The 19,539-nt window shown below is 66.5% G+C and carries 20 protein-coding genes and 1 tRNA gene; 8 read left to right on the forward strand and 13 right to left on the reverse strand.

All coding sequences use genetic code 11. The features are described from left to right. Positions 1–18: 18 nt before the first annotated feature. From ACRC20_RS13405 to ACRC20_RS13425, 5 genes are all read left to right on the forward strand, one after another. Positions 19–468, forward strand: a complete 450-nt coding sequence (locus ACRC20_RS13405) for a LapA family protein (RefSeq protein ID WP_438686882.1) — start codon at positions 19–21, stop codon at positions 466–468. 3 nt (positions 469–471) lie between these two features. Then, positions 472–1,416 (forward strand): alpha/beta fold hydrolase, encoded by a 945-nt coding sequence (locus tag ACRC20_RS13410; RefSeq protein WP_438686883.1) that lies wholly within the window; start codon positions 472–474, stop codon positions 1,414–1,416. Between the two features lie 8 nt (positions 1,417–1,424). Then, on the forward strand, positions 1,425–2,375 hold the full coding sequence (locus ACRC20_RS13415; RefSeq protein ID WP_438686884.1) for an alpha/beta fold hydrolase: 951 nt from the start codon (positions 1,425–1,427) through the stop codon (positions 2,373–2,375). A 109-nt stretch (positions 2,376–2,484) separates the two neighbouring features. After that, positions 2,485–2,928 (forward strand): nitroreductase family deazaflavin-dependent oxidoreductase, encoded by a 444-nt coding sequence (locus ACRC20_RS13420; protein WP_438686885.1) that lies wholly within the window; start codon positions 2,485–2,487, stop codon positions 2,926–2,928. Between the two features lie 56 nt (positions 2,929–2,984). Further along, entirely contained in the window at positions 2,985–4,085 is a 1,101-nt protein-coding gene (locus ACRC20_RS13425; RefSeq protein WP_438686886.1) for an LLM class flavin-dependent oxidoreductase, read from the forward strand. A 6-nt stretch (positions 4,086–4,091) separates the two neighbouring features. Here ACRC20_RS13425 and ACRC20_RS13430 read toward each other — a convergent pair whose 3' ends face one another. The 12 genes from ACRC20_RS13430 to ACRC20_RS13485 all read right to left on the reverse strand — a co-directional run bounded on the left by ACRC20_RS13430 (position 4,092) and on the right by ACRC20_RS13485 (position 15,498). Beyond that, positions 4,092–4,994 (reverse strand): hypothetical protein, encoded by a 903-nt coding sequence (locus tag ACRC20_RS13430; protein WP_438686887.1) that lies wholly within the window; start codon positions 4,992–4,994, stop codon positions 4,092–4,094. 24 nt (positions 4,995–5,018) lie between these two features. Further along, positions 5,019–5,564 (reverse strand): hypothetical protein, encoded by a 546-nt coding sequence (locus ACRC20_RS13435; RefSeq protein WP_438686888.1) that lies wholly within the window; start codon positions 5,562–5,564, stop codon positions 5,019–5,021. A 15-nt stretch (positions 5,565–5,579) separates the two neighbouring features. Next, a complete protein-coding gene (locus ACRC20_RS13440; protein ID WP_438686889.1) occupies positions 5,580–8,108 on the reverse strand; it encodes a hypothetical protein in 2,529 nt (842 codons plus the stop codon). A gap of 32 nt (positions 8,109–8,140) precedes the next feature. Continuing rightward, positions 8,141–8,449, reverse strand: coding sequence for a type VII secretion target (locus tag ACRC20_RS13445; protein WP_438686890.1), 309 nt, complete (start codon positions 8,447–8,449; stop codon positions 8,141–8,143). Between the two features lie 91 nt (positions 8,450–8,540). Beyond that, entirely contained in the window at positions 8,541–8,816 is a 276-nt protein-coding gene (locus ACRC20_RS13450; RefSeq protein ID WP_438686891.1) for a helix-turn-helix domain-containing protein, read from the reverse strand. Between the two features lie 69 nt (positions 8,817–8,885). Continuing rightward, the gene (locus ACRC20_RS13455; protein ID WP_438686892.1) at positions 8,886–9,917 is read right to left on the reverse strand and encodes a hypothetical protein; all 1,032 of its coding nucleotides are present in this window, start codon (positions 9,915–9,917) and stop codon (positions 8,886–8,888) included. Continuing rightward, positions 9,914–10,945, reverse strand: coding sequence for a VWA domain-containing protein (locus ACRC20_RS13460; protein ID WP_438686893.1), 1,032 nt, complete (start codon positions 10,943–10,945; stop codon positions 9,914–9,916). The genes ACRC20_RS13455 and ACRC20_RS13460 overlap by 4 nt, the downstream gene beginning before the upstream one ends. Next, a complete protein-coding gene (locus ACRC20_RS13465) occupies positions 10,942–12,009 on the reverse strand; it encodes a hypothetical protein (protein WP_438686894.1) in 1,068 nt (355 codons plus the stop codon). The genes ACRC20_RS13460 and ACRC20_RS13465 overlap by 4 nt, the downstream gene beginning before the upstream one ends. Beyond that, positions 12,000–12,482, reverse strand: a complete 483-nt coding sequence (locus ACRC20_RS13470; RefSeq protein WP_438686895.1) for a hypothetical protein — start codon at positions 12,480–12,482, stop codon at positions 12,000–12,002. Before ACRC20_RS13470 ends, ACRC20_RS13465 begins: the two co-directional genes overlap by 10 nt. Next, entirely contained in the window at positions 12,472–13,407 is a 936-nt protein-coding gene (locus ACRC20_RS13475; RefSeq protein WP_438686896.1) for a DUF58 domain-containing protein, read from the reverse strand. Before ACRC20_RS13475 ends, ACRC20_RS13470 begins: the two co-directional genes overlap by 11 nt. Positions 13,408–13,426: 19 nt before the next feature. Then, on the reverse strand, positions 13,427–14,392 hold the full coding sequence (locus ACRC20_RS13480; protein ID WP_438686992.1) for an AAA family ATPase: 966 nt from the start codon (positions 14,390–14,392) through the stop codon (positions 13,427–13,429). 44 nt (positions 14,393–14,436) lie between these two features. Next, on the reverse strand, positions 14,437–15,498 hold the full coding sequence (locus ACRC20_RS13485) for a tat pathway signal sequence (RefSeq protein WP_438686897.1): 1,062 nt from the start codon (positions 15,496–15,498) through the stop codon (positions 14,437–14,439). Positions 15,499–15,682: 184 nt separating this feature from the next. On the opposite strand from ACRC20_RS13485, the gene ACRC20_RS13490 reads away from it, so the two are divergent. Both ACRC20_RS13490 and ACRC20_RS13495 read left to right on the forward strand, forming a co-directional pair. Further along, entirely contained in the window at positions 15,683–16,846 is a 1,164-nt protein-coding gene (locus ACRC20_RS13490; protein ID WP_438686898.1) for a DNA polymerase III subunit delta', read from the forward strand. 258 nt (positions 16,847–17,104) lie between these two features. Beyond that, positions 17,105–17,180, forward strand: a tRNA-Thr gene (locus ACRC20_RS13495). 65 nt (positions 17,181–17,245) lie between these two features. On the opposite strand, the gene ACRC20_RS13500 is transcribed toward ACRC20_RS13495, so the two are convergent. After that, positions 17,246–18,292 carry a site-specific integrase gene (locus tag ACRC20_RS13500; RefSeq protein ID WP_438686899.1) on the reverse strand — a complete coding sequence of 349 codons (1,047 nt, stop codon included), beginning with the start codon at positions 18,290–18,292 and terminating at the stop codon, positions 17,246–17,248. A gap of 907 nt (positions 18,293–19,199) precedes the next feature. Here ACRC20_RS13500 and ACRC20_RS13505 point away from each other — a divergent pair. Beyond that, positions 19,200–19,433: a helix-turn-helix transcriptional regulator gene (locus ACRC20_RS13505; protein WP_438686900.1), complete on the forward strand. Its 234-nt coding sequence runs from the start codon at positions 19,200–19,202 to the stop codon at positions 19,431–19,433. Positions 19,434–19,539: the final 106 nt, after the last annotated feature.

Genomic DNA, 19,539 nt, shown 5'->3' on the forward strand with positions numbered 1-19,539 from the left:
GCACAAAGATAACTTCCTATGAGCACTGAATCCGCAGATCCCGCAGCGAACCCGATCGCGCCCGCCGCGCCTGCAGGCCCGGCGGCCCCCGTCTCGCTCGGCCCGGACTCGCCGAAGAACGCGCCGGTCCCGGCTGCGGACTCTGCGCCGCCCGCCATCGCGGAGAGCAAGGGCAAGCCTGGGAAGAAGGGCAAGGGCACCGAGCACCTCGACGCGGTCAAGCACACCCGCACCGGGGCGGCCTGGACCGGCATCATCCTCGGCACGCTGCTGTTGATCGTGCTGTTGATCTTCATCGTGCAGAACCAGGAGCCGACCAAAGTCGTCTTCCTCTCCTGGGACGTCTCGCTGCCGCTCGGCGTGCTCCTGCTCGCCGCCGCGATCATCGGCGTCCTCGGCACCGCGCTCGTCGGCGCGGCCCGCATGTTCCAGGTGTGGCGCGCGGCGCGCAAGAGCCACAAGGCGTAACGAGTGACCGCAGCCTCGGAGGCCGCCCGGCGCCGGAGCGGTTTCGCGCGCAACGAATCTCCCGGCAAGCCGCCGGTCGAGCTGTGCTACGAGGAATTCGGCTCGGCGCAGGACCCGACCGTGCTGCTCGTCATGGGCCTCGGCGCGCAGATGCTGCTGTGGCCGAGCGGGTTCTGCGAGCAGCTCGCGGGGCGAGGGTTCCATGTGGTCCGGTTCGACAACCGCGACGTCGGGCTCTCCACCAAGCTGGACGGCCTCCAGCCCGCGCGCACGCTGCCGGTCCGCGCCGTCCGCTACTTCTTCGGCCTGCCCAGCGCCAAACCCTACGGCCTGCGCGACATGGCGGGCGACGCCGTCGCGGTGCTCGACTGCCTCGGGGTCGAGCGCGCCCACGTCGTCGGCGCCTCGATGGGCGGGATGATCGGCCAGATCCTCGCCGCCGAGCACCCCGAGCGGGTGCGCAGCCTCGGCCTCTTCTTCACCTGCGCGAACGAGCGGTTCGTCGTCCCGATCCGGGCCCGCCTGCTCGCGGGCCTCGCCGAGAAGCGGCCGAAGTCCCCGACCAAGGAGCAGGAGGCCGTCCGGTTCGTCCGGGGCTACGAGCGGATCGCCGGGCGCGACTACCCCGCCGAGACCGAATGGCTGCGCGCGGAGTTCGACGCCATGTGGGACCGCTACCCGGACGGCGAAGGGCCCCTGCGCCAGTTCGACGCGATCCTCGGCACCGGCAGCCTCGCGGCCTCCGCCGCCGCCATCGACCGGCCCGTGGTGATCGTCCACGGGACCGACGACCCGCTGGTGCGCGTCTCCTGCGGGAAATCCCTCGCCCGGCTGATCCCGGGGGCCAAGCTCAACGTGGTCGAGGGCATGGGGCACACCTTGCCGTTCGGGCTGTGGGACTTCTTCGTCGAGGAGCTGACGGCGAACTTCGCGAGGGCGCGGGCATAATTGCGGGCATGACGTCTGACACATCGCCGACCGTCCCCCGCCGCGCCGGTTTCGCCCGAAGCGATCGGGCGCGCGGCGGCCCCGTCGAGCTGTGCTACGAGGAGTTCGGCTCCGAGTCCGACCCCGCCGTCCTGCTCGTCATGGGGTGGAGCACGCAGATGCTCGGCTGGCCCGCCGCCTTCTGCGAGCGGATCGCGGAGGCGGGGCACCGGGTGGTCCGGTTCGACAACCGGGACATCGGCCAGTCCACCAAGTTCTGGGGCAAGCGGCCGAGGCCGCTGCTGCCCAGCGTGCTGCGGGCCTTCGTCGGGGCGAACGGGAGCGCCCCGAACTACGACCTCACCGACCTCGCGCAGGACGCGACCGCCGTGCTCGACCACCTCGGGATCGATCGGGCGCACGTGGTCGGAGCCTCGATGGGCGGGATGATCGGCCAGATCCTCGCCGCCGACCACGCCGACCGGGTGCTCAGCTTCGGGGCGATCTTCACCTCGCCGCTGCGGAATTTCGTCCTGCCCGCCACATTGCGGGGCCTGCCGGTCCTGTTGGCCCCGCCGCCCGCCAACGAGACGAGGGAGCAGTCGGTCGAGCGCCTGGTCGCGACCTACCGGACCCTCACCGGGAAAATCCCGATGGACGAGGCCGTGCTGCGCGAAGAGCTCGGGGCGATGCTCGACCGGGGCAAAGGCGACGCGGGCGGCGCGGCGCGGCAGCTCGACGGCGTCCTCGGCACCGGCAGCCTCGTCGGGCGCGCGCGGCGGATCGCCCGCCCCACCGTGGTGATCCACGGCGACTCCGACCCCCTCATCCGCCCCGCCTGCGGCAAAGACCTCGCCAAGACGATCCCCGGCGCGCGCCTGAAGATCGTGCCCGGCATGGGCCACACCCTGCCGGAGCAAGTGTGGGACCTGGTGATCGGGGAGCTGACCTCGAACTTCGCCCGTGCCGCCTCGTCGTGACGAGGCCGCGGTCCGAGGCGGGCCTGCCAGAACACGGAATATACTATTTACTATAGAATAGTGCCGTGGCAGCGCCAAGGAGGCGCTCGGCAGAGAAAGGCGTTTCGCAATGGCAGAGCACACCGCGAAGGATCTGCGGAAGTTCCGCGTCATCCGGGCCGTCGGCCGGTACGCGCTGAACCCGTCCGTGAGGTTCTTCGCCAAACTGGGCTTGGTGCCCACGAACCAGGTCGCCGAATTAGAGACAGTCGGACGCAAAACCGGCGAGCTGCGGCGCGTGCCGGTGTCGCCGATCTTCGACGAGTCCGGGGCCTGGGTCATCTGCGGGCACGGCACCCTCTCCGGATGGGGCGCCAATATCGCGGCCAACCCGAACGTCCGCATCCAGCAAGGAAAGCGGTGGCGCGACGGCGTCGCCTCGTTCGTGCCCGACGACGACGTCCGCGCCCGCGTCCGCCAAGCCTCCACCTCCGGGCCTTGGATCGCCGCACAAGGGACCGCCCCGGTGACCGTGCGCATCGACTTCGTCGAAGCCCGGCCGCCCCGGAGCTAGCCCGCCGCCAGATCGCCCGCACATCCGAAGAGTGGTTTCGGCGCTAGGCTTTACTCGTGCGCTTCCAAGTCCTCGATATCGTCTTCAACCCCCCGAGCCCGGTCACGGGCGAGACGGTGCCGCCAGCGGACCGGCTGAACCGGGTCGTCGAGACCGCCGTCCTCGCCGAGCGGCTCGGCTTCGACTCGTTCGCGGTGGGGGAGCGCCACGCGGGCGAGGTGCTCTCGTCCTCGCCCGCCGTCATCCTCGGCGCGATCGCGGCCTCCACCAGCCGGATCCTCCTCTCCACCGGGGTCACCGTGCTCTCCCTGCACGACCCGGTCCGCGTGGCGGAAGACTACTGCACCATCGACAACCTGAGCCGGGGCCGGTTGGAGATCGTCATCGGCAAAGGCAACGAAGTCCTGCAATACCCGTTGGCGGGCAAGGACATCGACAAGCAGTACGAGTACCTGCAAGAGAACTACGAGCTCCTGCGCAGGCTCCTGCGCGAAGAGCACGTCGACTGGGAGGGCAAGCACCGGGCGAAGCTCGAAGGCGCGACCACGCTGCCCCGGCCCTACGACGGGCCGTTCCGGATCTGGCACGGCTCCGCCACCTCCGCGTTCGCGGTCGAACTCGCCGCGAAATGGGGCGACCCCATCGTGACGGCCAACGCGCTGCAGCCGAGGGAGAACTACAAAACGCTCATCGACAAGTACCGGGAGCTCTACGACGAAGCCGGGCACGACCCCGAGGCGCAGTACGTCGGCTCCGGCTCGGGCGGGCTGTTCCTCGCGGACACCACCGAAGCCGCCGTCGAGCAATACCGGCCGTTCTACGAGGGCCAGGTCGCCCAGGCGCTCAAACGCCAAGGCGGGCAGCGCGTGCTCGGCAAGACCCTGGACTTCGAGACCATCGAGGACGCCGTGGCGCGCGGCCCAGCGCTCGTCGGCTCGCCAGAGCGGGTCGCCGAGAAGATCCTCGACTACCACGAGAGCTTCGGACACGTCCTGCAATCCGTGTCGATCAACCACGTGCTCGACGTCGAGCAGCAGAACGACGTGCTGCGCCGGTTCGCGGAAGAAGTCATCCCCCTCGTCAAACGCGAGGTGACGACCACGCTCTGGGGCCCGCAGGACAAGGGCCGCGCGAAAGGCTTGGCCGCGAAGGGCTAGCCGAAGTCAGGAGACCTCGGACGCGGGCGCGGCCCAGGTGTTGCACGCGGAGGGCCGCCCGCCCGAGTCGACGCCCTTGCGGAACCAGTCGAGTTGGTGCTGGCCAGTGGGGGTGTCCCCGTTTTCAGGGGAAGACGACGTGTTGGCTACGACATTGTTTTGGTTGTTGTAAACGGAATGAAAGAATTCTTGCTCATCTGGATTGTGTCCGGTTTGAGCGCCGACATACACTCCGCTCAGGCACCAGGCGCTTAAGTTGTGGCGGCGGTAGATCTCGTGCCCTTGTGAAGACTGGGGGCCTGTTTTGTCCGCGAGGTTGTTCATGATTTCCTCTTCGCCGAGGGCGTCGAGCAGCCAGTAGCTATAGGTGGACACCACCTCGACGAGGGCCCAGGTTGTATCGAGAGAATTAGAATCAGCATAGTAGGAAGTGTTGCTTATCTGGAAGGTGAGTCCTTGCTGTGAACATTCAGCAGATGCTTCGCTCAAGCCTTTTTCGCATGCTGTGTCGTATGCGGTCTTGTCTGTGTATCTGATGTTCGGGTGCTGAGGAGAAGGGCTTGACCCAGTGGCCTTGAGCGGTTCTTGCCACGCATGATTGAGGCATTCGACTTCTTCTTTGATGTACCGCTTCAAAGATTGCTCTCGCTCTTTCGCGTCCGCGAAGTCGAATACGCAGTCTTGCTGCTCCATGCTCGTGGCGACGTCCTTGAAAAGGGGAAGGCTCTTGAGTGCTTCGACCGTGGTCTGGCTGGTATTGCCATGGGTAGTGGAGTTGCTGTCTTGGCTGGATGCCGTGCTGCCGCCCCGCTTTATCTCACGCGCTTTTTCGAGCAAGGAGCAGCTTGTGAGCGCGGAAGCCAACGTCAGCCAGACGATCAAGATTTTCCCTGCAAGTGTGATGCGCATAGTGCAAATCGTACCGTGGCGGTTCTAGTCGCGGTCCTCGTCGTCTCCGTAGTTGCCGAATCGTCGAGTCGAGCCGCCCCAGTCGTCGCTTCGGGAGGCGCTGGGGGACTCCCCCTCTTCTTCCTCCTCGTCCCAACTGTGCTTGGCCGACCTCGCGGAGACGGGCTCGGGCGTGTTCTCCGACTCGGACTCGTCTTCGTCGTCCCAGCGCTGTGGACGACGATAGGGCTCGGATTCCTCCTCCTCGTCGTGACTGGCTCCGAAACTGCGCGTCGAGTCGTCATCGCGCATAGCTCGGCGGACCGGCTTGCTCGCCTCGGGCTCGTCCTCTTCGAGGTTGCCGAATTTCTGCCCGCCGCCGGACCAGTCTTGCTCCGCTTGCCTCTGGGCTTCAGATTTCGAATCCTCGATACGCTCGTTGATCTCCTCGATCTTCTCCTCAACGGCCTGGTCGAGCTTGTCTTGGCTGGCTTTGACCGTGTCCAAGGCCTGGATTGTTTCTGCCGAGAGCCGCTGAACAGTTTCGTGGTAGCGCCGTCGCTTTGCGAGCAGCTGTTCGAGCACGTTCATGTTGTCCTCCTGGTTTTATTCGAACCCGGTGAGATGGCCTTGGCCGCCAGCGCTGGCTCCGACTTGGCGGACGTTGGCTTGGACCTCGAAGTCGCCGTGGTCGTTGCTGGCCTGCTTGTGGACAGCGCCGTCGTTGCTGGCGGCGGCGGGAGCGTGCCCCATTCCTGCGGGCGCGGTGGCGAGAGTAGGGCTGGCTTGGGCGAGAGGGGCGGCGTGCTGCGTGCTGGCGGCAGGGCCGGAGCTCAGGGACGCGCCAGCTGGGGACGCCCCGGCGGGCTTGTGCTCGCCGTCTTTGTCCTTCTTGTCGTCTGCGGCTTCGCCGTCTTTGTCTTCCTGGTCCGAGCCGTCCTCGTCGCCGTCTTGTTTGTCTTCCTCGTCCTTGTCTTCGTCGTCTTTCTTGTCTTTTTCATCTTTGTCTTTGTCTTTGTCCTGCTGCTGTTGCTGCTGGGCGGCTTGGGTGGCGGCTTGGATGATTTGCCCGATGCTGCCCATCAGCCCCTGCAGGGCTCCGCCGAGCGCGGAGCCGAGGCCGCTGACTGCTTCGCCGAGTGATTTCCCGACCTCGCCGAGTGATTTCCCGACCTCGCCGAGCGCCTTTCCGATATCCCCGGCCCCGCCGCCGGAACCAGAACCTCCCGACCCCCCGGTTCCGGAGCCGACATCGCTCCCGCCGCTGGAGAGGTCAGACGCGGCAGGCGTCCCGCCGCCGGTTCCGCCGCCGCCGGTCCCACCACCTCCGGTTCCGCCGCCTCCCGTCCCGCCGCCGCCGGTTCCGCCGCCGCCGGTCCCGTTGGAGTATTTATCGCCATCAGTGCCGCTGAGCGCCTCTTTCAGGGTGTCGTAACCTTGTCCGACGGAATCCACAAAGGCGTCATGCATACGGTTCATGTATCTGCAAACAAGGTCGATGTCTTGCACGCAACTGATGAGATCGCTCTTCACATACGACGCGGCGTGGTACTCCTCGGCGTGGTACTGCGCGTATTTCGGCACGCCCATGTCCGCGAGGTCGCCCGCGGCGTCTTGTCCTAGTTTTCGCACACCTGCCTCGTCGGACTCGACCTGGGGGTTGGCGGGCTTTTGCTCGAACGCGCTGCCCATCGAGGCTCCCAAAGCCGCCCCGGCCACGGTGCCCGCAGGCCCAAGGACGGAACCGGCGACGCCACCGATGACGCCGCAGACCACCTCGGGGTTGGTGGCGATGTCTTTCACTTCGTTCCAAACAGCGCCGACTGCGTCGCCGACCGCGTCCATAGCGGCGTCCATCAAGCCTGACTGGTCCTTCTCGTAGCCTTTTTTAGCCTTCAAGTAGCCAGCGATGTCTTTGGCGCTCACGCCCTTCCCGCTCGGGTCGAAATCGAAAGACTTGTCGCTCCGCATGTCGACGCCATGGTGTTCGCTCTTCTTATGGAAAGAAGGACATTTCCACTGCATGACAGCGATACCGCTGGAGATTCGCAAATCAAAATCAGAATTGTTGTTCTTGATGTAGTCGCTTGCGAGCTTGGTCGCGCTTTCCCCGATGGCGTCGCGTTTCTGCTCAAGAGCGTCCACGATGTCGTCGCCCACGTCGTTCACGGCTGTTGCCTTGCTGTGGAGATGCGTCAGGTTCTCCTGAGTCAGCTGATGGTCTTGGTCGAAGCGCTCGCTCGCGGCCTTTTGCGCGTTGTCCGCCCAAGACGATTCTATGCTCGACATGTTGCTTTTCAGCTCGTCTTGGGCGGCTTTGTAATTACCGTGCGCGTCCAGAAGGATTTTCGAGGCGTCCCAAATAGCGGCAAGATTGATATCTTTTCCGGATTCGTACCAGCTCTTGACTTTGTCGATGTTGTCGTACTCTTCGTTCCATTGAATGCCGTTGGCATTGAGCGCGCCTTTGTTCGCCACACGAGACTTGATGTAGCCGTAGAGCACCTCGAGGACGTCGACGTCGCCACCCCATACGGAAGACTTGGTGGGGGTGAGGACATCGGCCCCAGTCTTGTATTTGCCGTGTTCCGTCTGCCTGTCGTAGTCGGTCTTGCCGCCGCCGTCGTCCGGATTGAGATCGTCCGCGGGGGATTCGTCGTCGCCGTCGTATCCGTCACCGTCGTCGTTGTGGCCGCTGCCGCTGTCATAGTCGCCATCGTCATTGCCACGGCCCCCGTCGTTCTTGTCGCCACCGCCTGTGCCGATGCTGATATTGGGGTCGTAGTGTTTGCTCTGGTCGCGGTTGTCGGTGTGGTGCCTGCTGTGGTCGCGGTTGTCGTTGTATTGCCTGTGGTCGCGATTGTCGTTGTAGTGGTTGCTCTGGTCGCGGTTGTCGGTGTGCTGGGAGTTGTGATGGCCGCTTTGCTGCTGGTTGGTTTGGTTTTGGCGGCTCCCGTCGCCCGCGTGCTGGTGCTGCCGTTGATCTTGCTGGGTGCTGCCGTTGGAGCCATGCCCGTGCCTGTCGTCGCGGCGCTCGTGAGGGGTGCGGTGCTTGCCTTTCTTGAGAGGCGGCTTGCGCACGGCTCCGCTTGTTGGCAGCTCTTCAAAACCTTCAAAAAACATTACTTTTCCCAATTCCCCAGTCCTCTCTCAGTCCCTGCGCGCGCTCAGAGCTTCCCGTCGGGTATTTCTGTGTTCTTCAAGTTGTCCGCATGGGTTTCATCGGTGCCCTGGTAGGTGTCCACCGCAAAGTGCAGGTTGTTGCCGTAGTTTTTATGGTTTTTCGCGAGTCCTCGCCAGGGGTCTTGCACTATTGGAATAGTCTTTTGAAGCGCTTCCCCGTGCTCCTGCCAGTACTCCCCGACAACCGAGCTGCCCAAGTTGATATTGTCCATCCGGTCGGTGACGGAGTCAACGTGCTCGCTCGCCTTGTGAAACTTGTCCCCGTGCTTGCGAACCCCGTCGGGGTCCGACATCTTTACCCATGACATCGTTGTTTCCTTCCCTCGGTCCCTACAATCCGTCAGTGCTGTGCTGTTGTCCGTGTCGTCGTGTGCTGTGCGCGCCTCATGAGTCGTCCGCAGCCCCCTTCTTCGGCGGCTGCCGATGGGAGCGGTCGTCCGCGCCGTCGCGCTTTGGGAAGAACAAGTCCTCGGGGTTGACCTCGAGCCACTCGGCGACCTTGTCGATCTCGTCCACCCGCCATGTGCGGCGGTTCCCCAGCAGATCGGTCATGGCCCGCGAGCTCACCCCGAGAGCCTCCGCGGCCTCCGACCGCGTCAACTGGAGCCTGGCCAGGTGTCCCCGGATCTCCAGGCTCACAGTTTCGTTGAGCTCTCCCATATAGGCACAATATCACGCGTTTCGGCAAGTGGCACGAGCCGAGAGGCCAGAGACCCGTGAGTATGCGCGCTACTCGCGGTCCTCGCCGGAGCCGTTCGCGTCTGCCTGTGCTTGTTTGAGCTTGTCCGCTGGATCGCCCGCGCTTTGCGGGTTCAATTTGTGCTCGACCGGGCCCACTCCTGGGGCGGGCAGCCGGTCCGGGCCGATGTCGTCGATGCTGCCTTTGGCAGTGCCTTGGTCGGGCGGGGATGCGCCCGACTGGCCGGCTCCCCCTTTCGGGGGCCCGCCGCTCTCGGGCGGGGGCGTGTCGGGCCCCTGGTCGGCGGGGTCCTGGTCGTCAGGGGCGGCCGATGGCGGCGGAGGGGGAGGTTGGTCCTTGTTCCGGATGCAGGCGGTCTGCTCGGGGTCGTTCGTCTGCGGGCAGGGCCCCGGGCCGGGCGAGGCCGCCAGCTTGCCGGTGCTCGTGCCTGAACTGTACCGGTACGTGGAGTCCTGCGGGTCGTAGTGCAGGTCGCCGTGCGCGAGCTGCTCGGCCTTCAGTCCGAGCCGGGCTGTGGCCTCGGCGAAGAGCCGCAGGTCTTCGTCGCTCACGCCGGGATGCGGCTTCGGGACGAAGCAGCCCCCGGGCGCCTCGCGCATGGTCCTCTGCGCTTTCGCGATCTTCGCTCGGGCCTCGGCGAGGCTGCCCGCCTTGGCCAGCTCGTCCGCGATGTTCTCCAGCACGACCACGAGGTTGATCCGCGCGGTGCAGCCTTCTTCCGGGTCGGCGAGGGCGGTGGCTTGGTCGAATTCCCGCTCCGCGTCGGGCAGGCGCCCTTCGAGGACGTAGGCGTCGCCCTCGGCGAGGTGGGCTTTCCACGGCTCGATCTCGTTGAAGCCAAGGAGGCTCCTGGCCTTGTCGTGCAGGCCCGGCACGTCTTGGCGGTCGAAGCGCTCCGCCGCGTCCCGCCCGCTGGTGTAGGCCCAGAACAAGTAGCCCGAGGCCATGAGCGCGAGCGCCACCAGCGGCGAGGAGAGCGCGAGCAACCGCCTGCGCGCGAGGGAGCGGCGCGGGGCTTTGGTGAAGTACGCGCGCACGCGCAGGGCGCCCTGCCGGATCACGCGGCCCCCCGCAGCTGGTCCCGGCGGATCTCGCGGATCAGGAGGAACGCCTCGACGGCGAGGAGGGCGGCGGCGATCATGGCGAACACCCAGTAGTACTCGGCGCGAGCTGTCTGCTCGTCCATGGCCTGGTCGGATCTGGCGGGGGAGTGCTCGGGCGGGACCGGGACGACTGCGGCGATGGGGTCGCCGGGGCTGCGGTGCGAGTACGGCACGGACAGCTGCGCGGCGATTTGGCGCAGCACGCCCTCGTCGGGCGTGGCGACGAGCGGCCCGTCCGGGCCTTGGAGGTGGACCATCTGCCTGTCTTCCCCCCAGCGGTCGGGCACTTGCCCGCCTGCGGCGCTGCCGTAGCCGAGGACGGCTCCGCCCGAGACCAGCCCCGGCCCTGGGGCGAACGCCCCCTGGGGGACGGCTTGCCCGCGCCGCCCCTCGCCGAGGTAGAAGACCAGGCTGTGCGACCGGGGGTACTGCTGCTGTGCGACCTGGAGCCCCTGGTTGAGCAGGCCGCTCGCGGCGGTCGGGTCGACGCGGTCGATGGCCCCTTGGACGACTTGGAACGCGGAGTAGTTCTCGAGGAACGCCTCAAGGCTCCAGGTGTCGGCGGAGAGCGGCCAGTCCACCCGCGCGGCGGCGCTGAACGCGATGACGCTGAAGTTCGCGTGCGGGAACTGGTGCACGATGGCTTTGAGGTCCGCGCGGATGCCGACCATGCGGTAGTCGTGCTTGGGGCCGAAGTCGTCGACCCACGAGTTGGGCGAGCGGTCCACCACGAGGAAGATGTTGAGCTGCGGGTCGTCCGACGGCGCGGCGACCGGGGGCGGTTTCGACAGCTCCTGGCGGGTGTGGTGCGAGCCGGGGCGCAGCGCCGCGACGAAGACGCACAGGATCGCGAGGGTGAGCGCTCCCCAGCGCAGCAGCACGCCCGTGAGCCGTCCGCCGGATTTGTGGACCAAGAGGTGGTAGAGGGTGAACACCCGCAGCGCGAGCACCACGAGGGCGGCGGCTGCCACGAGGCCCGCGCTCATCGCCGGACCACCGCCAAACACAGCGAGAGGAGGATGGCGAAGCCGACGGCGAGCCCGAGGACCAGCGACGGGTCGTCCGCTTCGCGCTCCTGCGCCACAGGCTCGGCGCCTGCGGGCAGGTCGGGGAGGTTGGCGCGGATCTGGTCGAGCGCGCCCGCCAGCGCGCTCGGGCTGGCGGACTCGGCGAACGCGAAGAACTTCCCTCCGGAAACCTCGGTCTCGGTTTGCGCGACGCCGTGCGGCTGGTTGTCGGGGTCTGCGCCCGGTTCCACGTCGATGACGTTGATCTGGGCTTTCGCCTCTTGCACGAGCTGGGCGAGCGCGCCGGAGGAATAGGCGGTGCGGGCTCCGGGGCCGGGGCTCTCGTTGGTCGGGCCGAGGTAGACCACCGAGCGCCGCCGCCCGGAGGGGCTGGCGTGGTCGGGGAACCCGAGCACGCAGCTTGCCAGGGCGTCGATGAAATTGGCGCGGTAGTCGGTGTAGCGCACGCCTCGGGAGAACGCGTCCTGCAAGTCCGCGAAGGACTTGGTCTCCTGCTCGGTGAGCTGCCTGCCCGCCGCCGCTTCGGCGGAGAGCTTCGCGAGGCTTGCGAAGCCGCGGAGCCTGCCGTTCACGAAGGCGTGGTCCGCCGTCAGCGGTATGGCCCGCAGCGTGAGCGAGGTCAGCCCGATGCGCTGGTCGACAAACCCCGCCGATTGCGTCTGGTAGTACGACAGGAAGGCCCCCGCCGCCGGGCTGGTGGCGGGGAGCCCGACGCACAGCATCACGTCGTCCGGGTGGTCTCGGTCGGGGCCGCTCGCCCGCTCCGCCGAGATCGGGCGGGCCGCCGCGTGCAGGGCGCAGCCCAGCAGGGCGAGCACGGCCAGCGCGGTCGCGACGAGCAGCGCCCGCTGGATCCGGACTGCGCTCACGTACTCGGGCAGCTCGGTGAGCCGCTCCACGTGCGCCAACGGGCGCAGCGCGGCACTGGCGGCGCGGCGCGGCGGGAGCAGCGCGGCGGCCAGCACGACTGCGAGGAGCAGCGCCCCGCCGATCTGCAGGACCAGCTCCCATCTCACTGCCATCGGGCGAGCACCTCCTTCGCCGTGGTGGCGGCGCCTGCCACGTCCGGCTGCTCGCCCGGGGCGAACTGTCCGGAGTAGAGGGTTTTGACGGCGGCGGCGGCCTCGGCGATGTTGCTCTCGGAGAACTCGGCGAGCACCATCCGGGAAGCGGGCTCCCCGGTCCAGAGCTGCAAGAACAGGCGCAGGGCGCGGCTGATCTCGCCGTGGGCGGCCCGGCTGGAGAGCTGCCCCCGCTGGTGGCGCGCGACGGTGTCGTCGATAGACCGGGCGAATGTGCGCTTGAGCAGCCGCAGCGTGAATCCGCGCAGCATTGGCGCGCGGCGCAGCCGCTCGACCGGCAGCGTCCACACGTACAGCCCGGCGACCCAGCCGACGGCAAGGGCGGCGAGCACCACGGCCAGCGCCAGCCACAGCGCGGAGTACGGCACCGGCGGCAGCACCAGCCGCAGCCGTTCGACGTCCTCAGCTCCCATGGCCGCTCCGGCGCAGCAAGGCGGTGAGCTCTTTGCGCAGGTGGGCCGTGCTGTCCACGCGGACGGCCCGCACGGCGCAGGCGGCGAGGAAATCGGCGAGCTGCGCCTCCCGCCGCTCCTCCGCGCGGCGGTACGCGGCGAGCACTTTGCGGCCGAGCGCCTCTTGGCGCAAAAGCGCCCGCCCGGTCTCCACGTCGTACCCGTCGCCCGCGCCGGGGGAGAGGACCGGGGCGTCGCGGATGACGACCCAGTACAGGTCGTGCCGGGCCGCGATCCCGCGCAGCTGCGCGACGAGCTGCTCCTGCGCGGGGCAGTCCCCGCCGAAGCTCGGCTCGCCGGAGACGAGGACGACGACGTAGCGTTTGCGGAAGTTGCGCTCCACATACGCGAGCTGCACGGCGAGGCTGCCCTTCGCGGCGTGGTCGAGGTCGTGCCCGGCCACGCGGGAGAGGATGTGCTCGACATGCGCCTCGCCCCGCCCCGGCGGCATCCTCGCCGAGCCGCGGGCGTCCCCGTAGACGAGGCCGATCTCGTCGCCCTTCGCGATGCTGACCAGGCCCATCATGCCCATGGCGTTCACCGCGACGTCGCGTTTGGTCTCGCCGGACGGGGCGAGGGCGGCCATGGACCGGCTCACGTCCACGACGAGGAGGACTTTGTGCTGGCGCAGCGAGATGAAACGCTTCACGAGCAGGTTGGGGGGGCCTCCCGCTTGCGGGGGAGCGCTTCGGGCGGTGGCCTTCCAGTCGATGTCGCGGACGTCGTCGCCCGGCACGTACGGGCGAAGGTCGTCGAACTCCTGGCTGCGGCCGTGGAACAGGGAGAGGTGCCCGCCGTCGAGGAGGCCCCTGGCCTTCCCCGTGGGGCCGACCAGTTTCTGCCCCGCCAGCACCTGCGCGCGGACCCGCTGCAGCAGTGCCCCCATCAGCGCCCTCCCGGCCCGCTCATGGCGTGCGCACCGCGCCGAGGATGGCGTCGATGACGAGTTCGGGGGTGACTTGTTCCGCGGCCGCCTCGAAGCCCAGCATGAGCCGGTGGCGCAGCACCCGGTGCGCGAGGGCCTTGATGTCGTCGGGCAGGACGTGGTCGCGGTGGTTGAGCAGCGCGAACGCCCGCGCCGCGCGGCAGAGGGCGATAGTGGCCCTCGGGCTCGCCCCGACCTCGATCAGGCGGGCGAGCTGCGGCGGGAGGAATTGGCACGGGTTGCGCGTCGCGGCGACAATATGTGTGACGTATTGGACGACCACCGGGTCGATGTGGATCTTCTTCACCACGGCCTGCACGCCGAGGATGTCCTCCAAGGCCGCGACTTGGCGCACCGGGGAGGTCTCCTCGTACACCCCCGCCTCGATCCGGAAGATGACCTCGGCCTCCTCCTGCGGCGTGGGGTACTCCAGGACCTCTTTGAGCATGAAGCGGTCCATCTGCGCCTCGGGCAGGGGGTAGGTGCCCTCCTGGTCGACCGGGTTCTGGGTGGCGAGGACGAGGAACGGCTCGGGGATCTTGTAGACCTTGCCCGCGATGGTGCTCTGCCGCTCCTCCATCGCCTCCAACATCGCCGACTGCGTCTTGGCGGAAGCCCGGTTGACCTCGTCGAGCAGCACGATGTTCGCGTGCACCGGGCCGAGGACGGTGTGGAACTGCCCCTTCGAGCCGTCGTAGAGCTGCGTGCCGATGATGTCCGACGGCAGCAAGTCCGGCGTGCACTGGATCCGCTGGAAGTGCGCCTTCACCGACTGCGCCAGCGTCTTCGCCGCCGTCGTCTTCGCCAAACCCGGCACGCTCTCCAACAAGATGTGCCCGCCGGTGATCAAGCCGAGGAGCAATGTCTCGCGAAGGCTCTCCTGGCCCACCACCTTCGTGGCGAACGCGCTGGCCAGCGAGCTGACGACGTGCAGGCTGCTCTCCACCTCGCCGGGTGTGGGACCGGTGTGCTGGTAGTACGGCGGCGCGCTCAAAAGACGACTTCCAAGGGGTCTCGGGCAAGGTCGGCGGAGCCGGTGAAGTCACGGGGCTCGGTCGGGAACTGGCCGTTGCCGTTCCCGCCGCCGACGAGTTGCACGGCGAAGGTCCAGTGCAGCGTCACAGTCACTTTCGCAGTCATCGTCGCGAAGTCTACGGCGATGTCGGGGTCTTGGTCGGCGTAGTTCTCGGTCTCGGTCCACCGGGCGGTGCCCGGCGAGGCCTGCGCGTTGTTGAGCTTGTTCGGGCAGCCTTGGCCCGCGAGGTCGGACGACTGCTCGCAGGCTTCGAGCTTGGCCTGCATGGCTTGGACGACCGCGTCGTGCCCGATTTGCGAGATCTGGCCGTTGATCAGCCAGTTCGGGTCCGACCCTTGGTAGAGCTGGCCGAGCAGCTCCTTGTCCCGCTCCGGCACGAGCTCGATGTTCTTGTTGATCGAGCCGACTTCGAGCGTCCCTGGGAAGACATCGATGGCTTTGACATTGCCCGCGGGCTTGCCGAACAGGGTCAGGAACTCGAGGGCGCGCCCGCCGCCGGTGGGGGCGCTCGGCTGCAGCGTGACGGTGGAGTGCGCCAGTTTCCAGCCCTCCGGGGTCTTGCGGACGACGAGGACGTCCTCGGAGACGGCGTCGCCGAAGGCGACGGACACCGAGACGTTCACGACGTCGGGCTGGTTGCCAGGGGTCGTGCCCGTGATCCGGGTTCCGGAGACCTTCGCGAGGTCTTGTTGGCGTTTGAGGACGTCGGCGGTGAGGAATTCTTTGCTCACGGGATGGTCGAGGCCGAGCGCGAGGGCCTTCTCCGGGTTGTCCTGCGCCAGCGCGTCGAAATACAGCCGCACGGCCTCTTCCGGAGTCTTCCCGCCGGTCTGGGGGGGTTTCTGCGAGCTCGGCCCGACGGCGAAAACGCTCACCGCCCACACCGCCGCGATGATCAGGACGATCGCCCCTGCCGCCGCGAGCGCGAGGACAAGCGCCCTTCTGCTCCGCTCCGGGGGCGGCTCTGGCGAGAATTGGGCGAATGGTTCGGAGTGCGGGAATGAGGAGTCGAACAATGCTCCGCTTACTCCTTACGCGTCCTGGCTCCAGTGTGTTTCGATCGTACACGAAGGCTGGCTGTGCCAATCCCGCCGAAGCCGCGCAGCTCGCAACTGGGCTTTGTCCCGCGTGCGTCAGCGTTGGGAGCCCCCGACAGGCTTTGCGGCGTTTCGTTGTCGGCGCTTTCCATAGACTAGCTGTATGAACGTCTACGAGCATGCGCTGGCCTCCGACCGCGTCGTGGGAGAGTTGGGCTCGGCGGCTTCGGCGAGCAGGGGCCGGACGGAGGGCGGCGGGGCTTCGGGGTTCGCGCAGTCGTGGCTGTTCGTCGGCCCTCCCGGATCCGGTCGCTCCGTGGCCGCGATCGCGTTCGCCGCGTCCTTGCAGTGCGAGGCGCCCGAGCCGGGGTGCGGGGCGTGCCGAGCATGCCGCTTGGTCCTCTCCGGGGCGCACCCGGACGTGCGCAGGCTCAATCCGCAGGGCCTGTCCATCTCGGTCGCCGAGATCCGCGAGGCCATCGGCTGGGCGGCGCGGCTGCCTGCGGCCAGTTGGCGGATCCTGGTGGTGGAGGACTCCGACCGGCTCACCGAATCTGCGGCGAATGCCCTGCTCAAGGCCGTGGAGGAGCCCGCGTCGCGCGCCGTGTTCTTGCTGTGCGCGCCGTCGGTCGACCCGCAGGACATCGCGGTGACACTGCGCTCGCGGTGCAGGCTCGTCGCGCTCGGCGCGCCCAGCCCGCAGCAGGTCGCGAAGGTCCTGGTGGAACGGGACGGGGTGGAGGAGCAGATGGCGCAGTGGGCCGCGTCGGTGAGCGCGGGCCACGTCGGACGCGCGCGGCGGCTGGCGCGGGACGAAGGGGCGCGGGACCGGCGGGCCGCCACATTGGCGCTGCCGCTGGCCATGCTCGACGTCCGTCAGCGCTACGACGCGGCGGTGCGGCTCGCGGCCCAGGCCTCTGCGGAGGCCTCGGCCCGCTGCGCCGAGCTGGACGCGCAGGAGCTTGTGGAGCTCAAAGAGCAGCTGGGGGTGGACGGCCCCGGCAAAGCCGCCCGGGCCGCGCAGGGCGCGATCAAAGACCTCGAGCGCAAACAGAAACTGCGCGCCACCCGGATGGAGCGGGACGCGTTGGACGGGGTGCTCGTCGACCTCTTGGCCTATTACCGCGACGCGCTCGCGCAGCGGTGGGGAGTCCAAGAGCCCGCGTTGTGCCCCGATGTCGCAGAGCAGGTCCGCGAGCTCGCGGAGCAGCGGGCGGACCGGGAGCTGCTCTCGGCGATGGAGGCGATCCTCGCCGCGCGCGAGGCGATCGCGGCGAACGTGAAGCCGAAGGTGGCGCTCACCGCCCTGGTGTCCTCGCTGGCCTGATCGGCGCCGTAGTCATACCCCAAGGGGGTATGGTACGCTGGGCTGAGGACACATGTCCACGCGAACATATAAGGAGACGAACATGTCTGGAAACTCCAACAACCCGAATTGCCAGTGCGAGAACTGCCAGTGCGGCCCGAGCTGCGCTTGCACCAGCTCGACGTGCGCTTGCGGGACTTGCCAGCACTGATTTTGCCGGAGCCATGGATCTTCGGTAAGATCCTCTGCTGCTGGAGCGTCACGACGTTCCAGCAGCAGGCCGCTTTAGCTCAGTCGGTAGAGCGATTCACTCGTAATGAATAGGTCAGCGGTTCGATTCCGCTAAGCGGCTCCAATATTCGCAGGTCAGGCGTAGTGTTTCCGGTCTGCGGTTTCGCTGGAAATAGGACTATCCAACGTTTACCCAATGTTTTTGTCCAGCGCGGCAGCGATGTCGTGGCGGACCTCGCCCCTCCCGAAGTAATGGTTCTGCGTGGTGCTGACATGGGCGTGGCCGAGTTGGTCCGCGATTTCGCGCGCTGTGAAGCCTTGCTTCTCAAGCGACGTGGCGACGGTCTTTCGGAACGTGTGCGGCACGACCCAATCCAGACCGAGCGCGACACGGACCCTGCGCCACTGCCGATGCGTGTTGTTGGGGTCGCGCAATGACCCGTTCTTGGCGGGGAAGACGAGCGGCAGCAGCTCTGCGCCCTTCTCGATCTTGGTGGCCGAGACGAAACCGTGGCGCGTGCCGAGGGCCTGTGCCTTCTTGCGTTCGGCCAGCATGGCGATGATCTTGGGCGACAGCCCGATGGTCAGACCGGCTGAGCCGGATTTCGTGAAGTCCTCCCGAACCAGCCCCCGCCCGGTCCCACGGGTGATCTTCCCGCTCAGGGTGAGGGTCTTCGCTTTGAAGTCGATGTCTGACCAGAGCAGTCCGAGCAATTCACCGATCCTGAGCCCGGTGCCATTGAGCATGACCGCGATATCGACCAGATCGGCGCTCGCCGCGTACGCGTGGACGGTTGGGCAGTAGCCCTTGACCGGCTGCTGCTTGCCGTTCTTCTCAGGCGGGCACGGCAGCTCGGATGCTCTCAGTTGCCGGATGAGTCCTTCCGCCTCGTCCGAGCCGAGCGCGCGGGGGCGTTTGGCGGGCCTGCTTTTGAGCAGTTTCTTCCGAGCCGCTTTCGCGGTGCTCGGAACGTCCTTGATGACGTTTCGCTCTATGGCCCCGCTTGTGATGGCGTGTTGGAACATGCCCGAGAGAACCGAGCGGGCGTGGTGCGCCGTGCCAGGATTGAGCGTCGTCAGGAAGTTGTAGAGCATGAGCGAGTTGCATTCGCCCAGTCGCACGCCGCCGAGCGCCTGTTTTATCCGTTTGGCCGCGCAATCGTAGGCATCGATGGTGCTCAGCGGAGCGCCTTCCCGAACCAGCGCGCCGCGACGGCTTTCCCAAAGCTCGGCCAATCGGGTCTCCTTAGTGATCGGCCCGTTTGACGGCGGCGTGCGCTTGGTCAGCTTCTCTTTGAGGTTGTTCTCGGCATTGGCCTTGCTTGTGCCACTGGCTTCGACAAGGCGGCTAACGCCGTCCCAGTCGCGAAATCTCGTCTTGGCGACCCAATGTTTAGGCCCGATTTGTATGAGCGTGATTTTGCCGTAGGAACCGAGAGGGGTTGCGGGTCTAGGCAAAGGGGCCTCCTGTAAGGTTAAAGACTGCGTAAGCTGAGAGTTTGTTCCGACCGGAACGAACGATAAAGCAATGATAGCGCAATTCTCGTGTTTATCAAGTCTGAAACACGTTGGCTCGCGTGTGCCGTCAACGCGCGATCCGGCACCTGCTCGCTGTGAGTTTTTCGAGAAATGACACCGTGGGCAAGTTTTGGCCGCAGAGGGAGCAAAAATGTTTTTGAGAGTCTACACGGTTTGATCGAATCCAGAACGCGCCAAACGTTGATGGTGTTCTTCGAAGATCATAAAAGCCGCACGGTTCAGATTTTTGTCGCGCAACACAAAGAAGCGTCGAAAGCTCGTAAAATACTAAACTGTGGCGAGGGCTAAAATCTGCGATGCGGCGCTATTTTCTGGAAAGTTTCACCAAAATGCAAAACTGCCATTCCTGTCCAAAAAATGAAACATAAACTACGCATACTCGCTGGTAGAAGCGATTTTTGACCGAAGATGAAGCGGGGTGTGTCCAGGTCGAAGAATGCCGCCACTTCCGACACGATGAACTTGCGCGGACAAGGTTTGCAATTGCATCGGGTTTATGCGTCAATAGAAATGTCGGTAGCTGTTGGAGCGCCGAAGCAGAACAGTAAACAGCGCTACCCGGATCGGGCGGAGCTATGGAATTCATCTCTATCGAGGAGAGGCTATGGACACACTTTCAACTCAGGCGAATCCCCCCACGGCAGACTTGCTGTCCACAGACGAGGCGGCGCGTTTCCTTGGACTGGCATCGGGCACTTTACGTTTTTATCGCCATTTGGGCAAAGGCCCGAAATCGTTTATTTGCGGAAGGTTGGTGAAATACCGCCGTTCCGACCTCGTGGCCTGGTTGGAGGCCCAAGAGGCGGCGACCGCGCGAGGCGGGCACGACATCTCATGAAGCCACATGATTTAAGAACCGCCCCCCGGTCTCTCGGTGTTGACGCACCGAGCGGAGAGCGGCCCACCAGCACAAACCAGCAATCAACAGAAAGCGCTAGCACCCT

This window comes from Segniliparus sp. (genome assembly GCF_051660745.1).
In the GTDB taxonomy this organism is placed as follows: Bacteria; Actinomycetota; Actinomycetes; order Mycobacteriales; family Mycobacteriaceae; genus Segniliparus.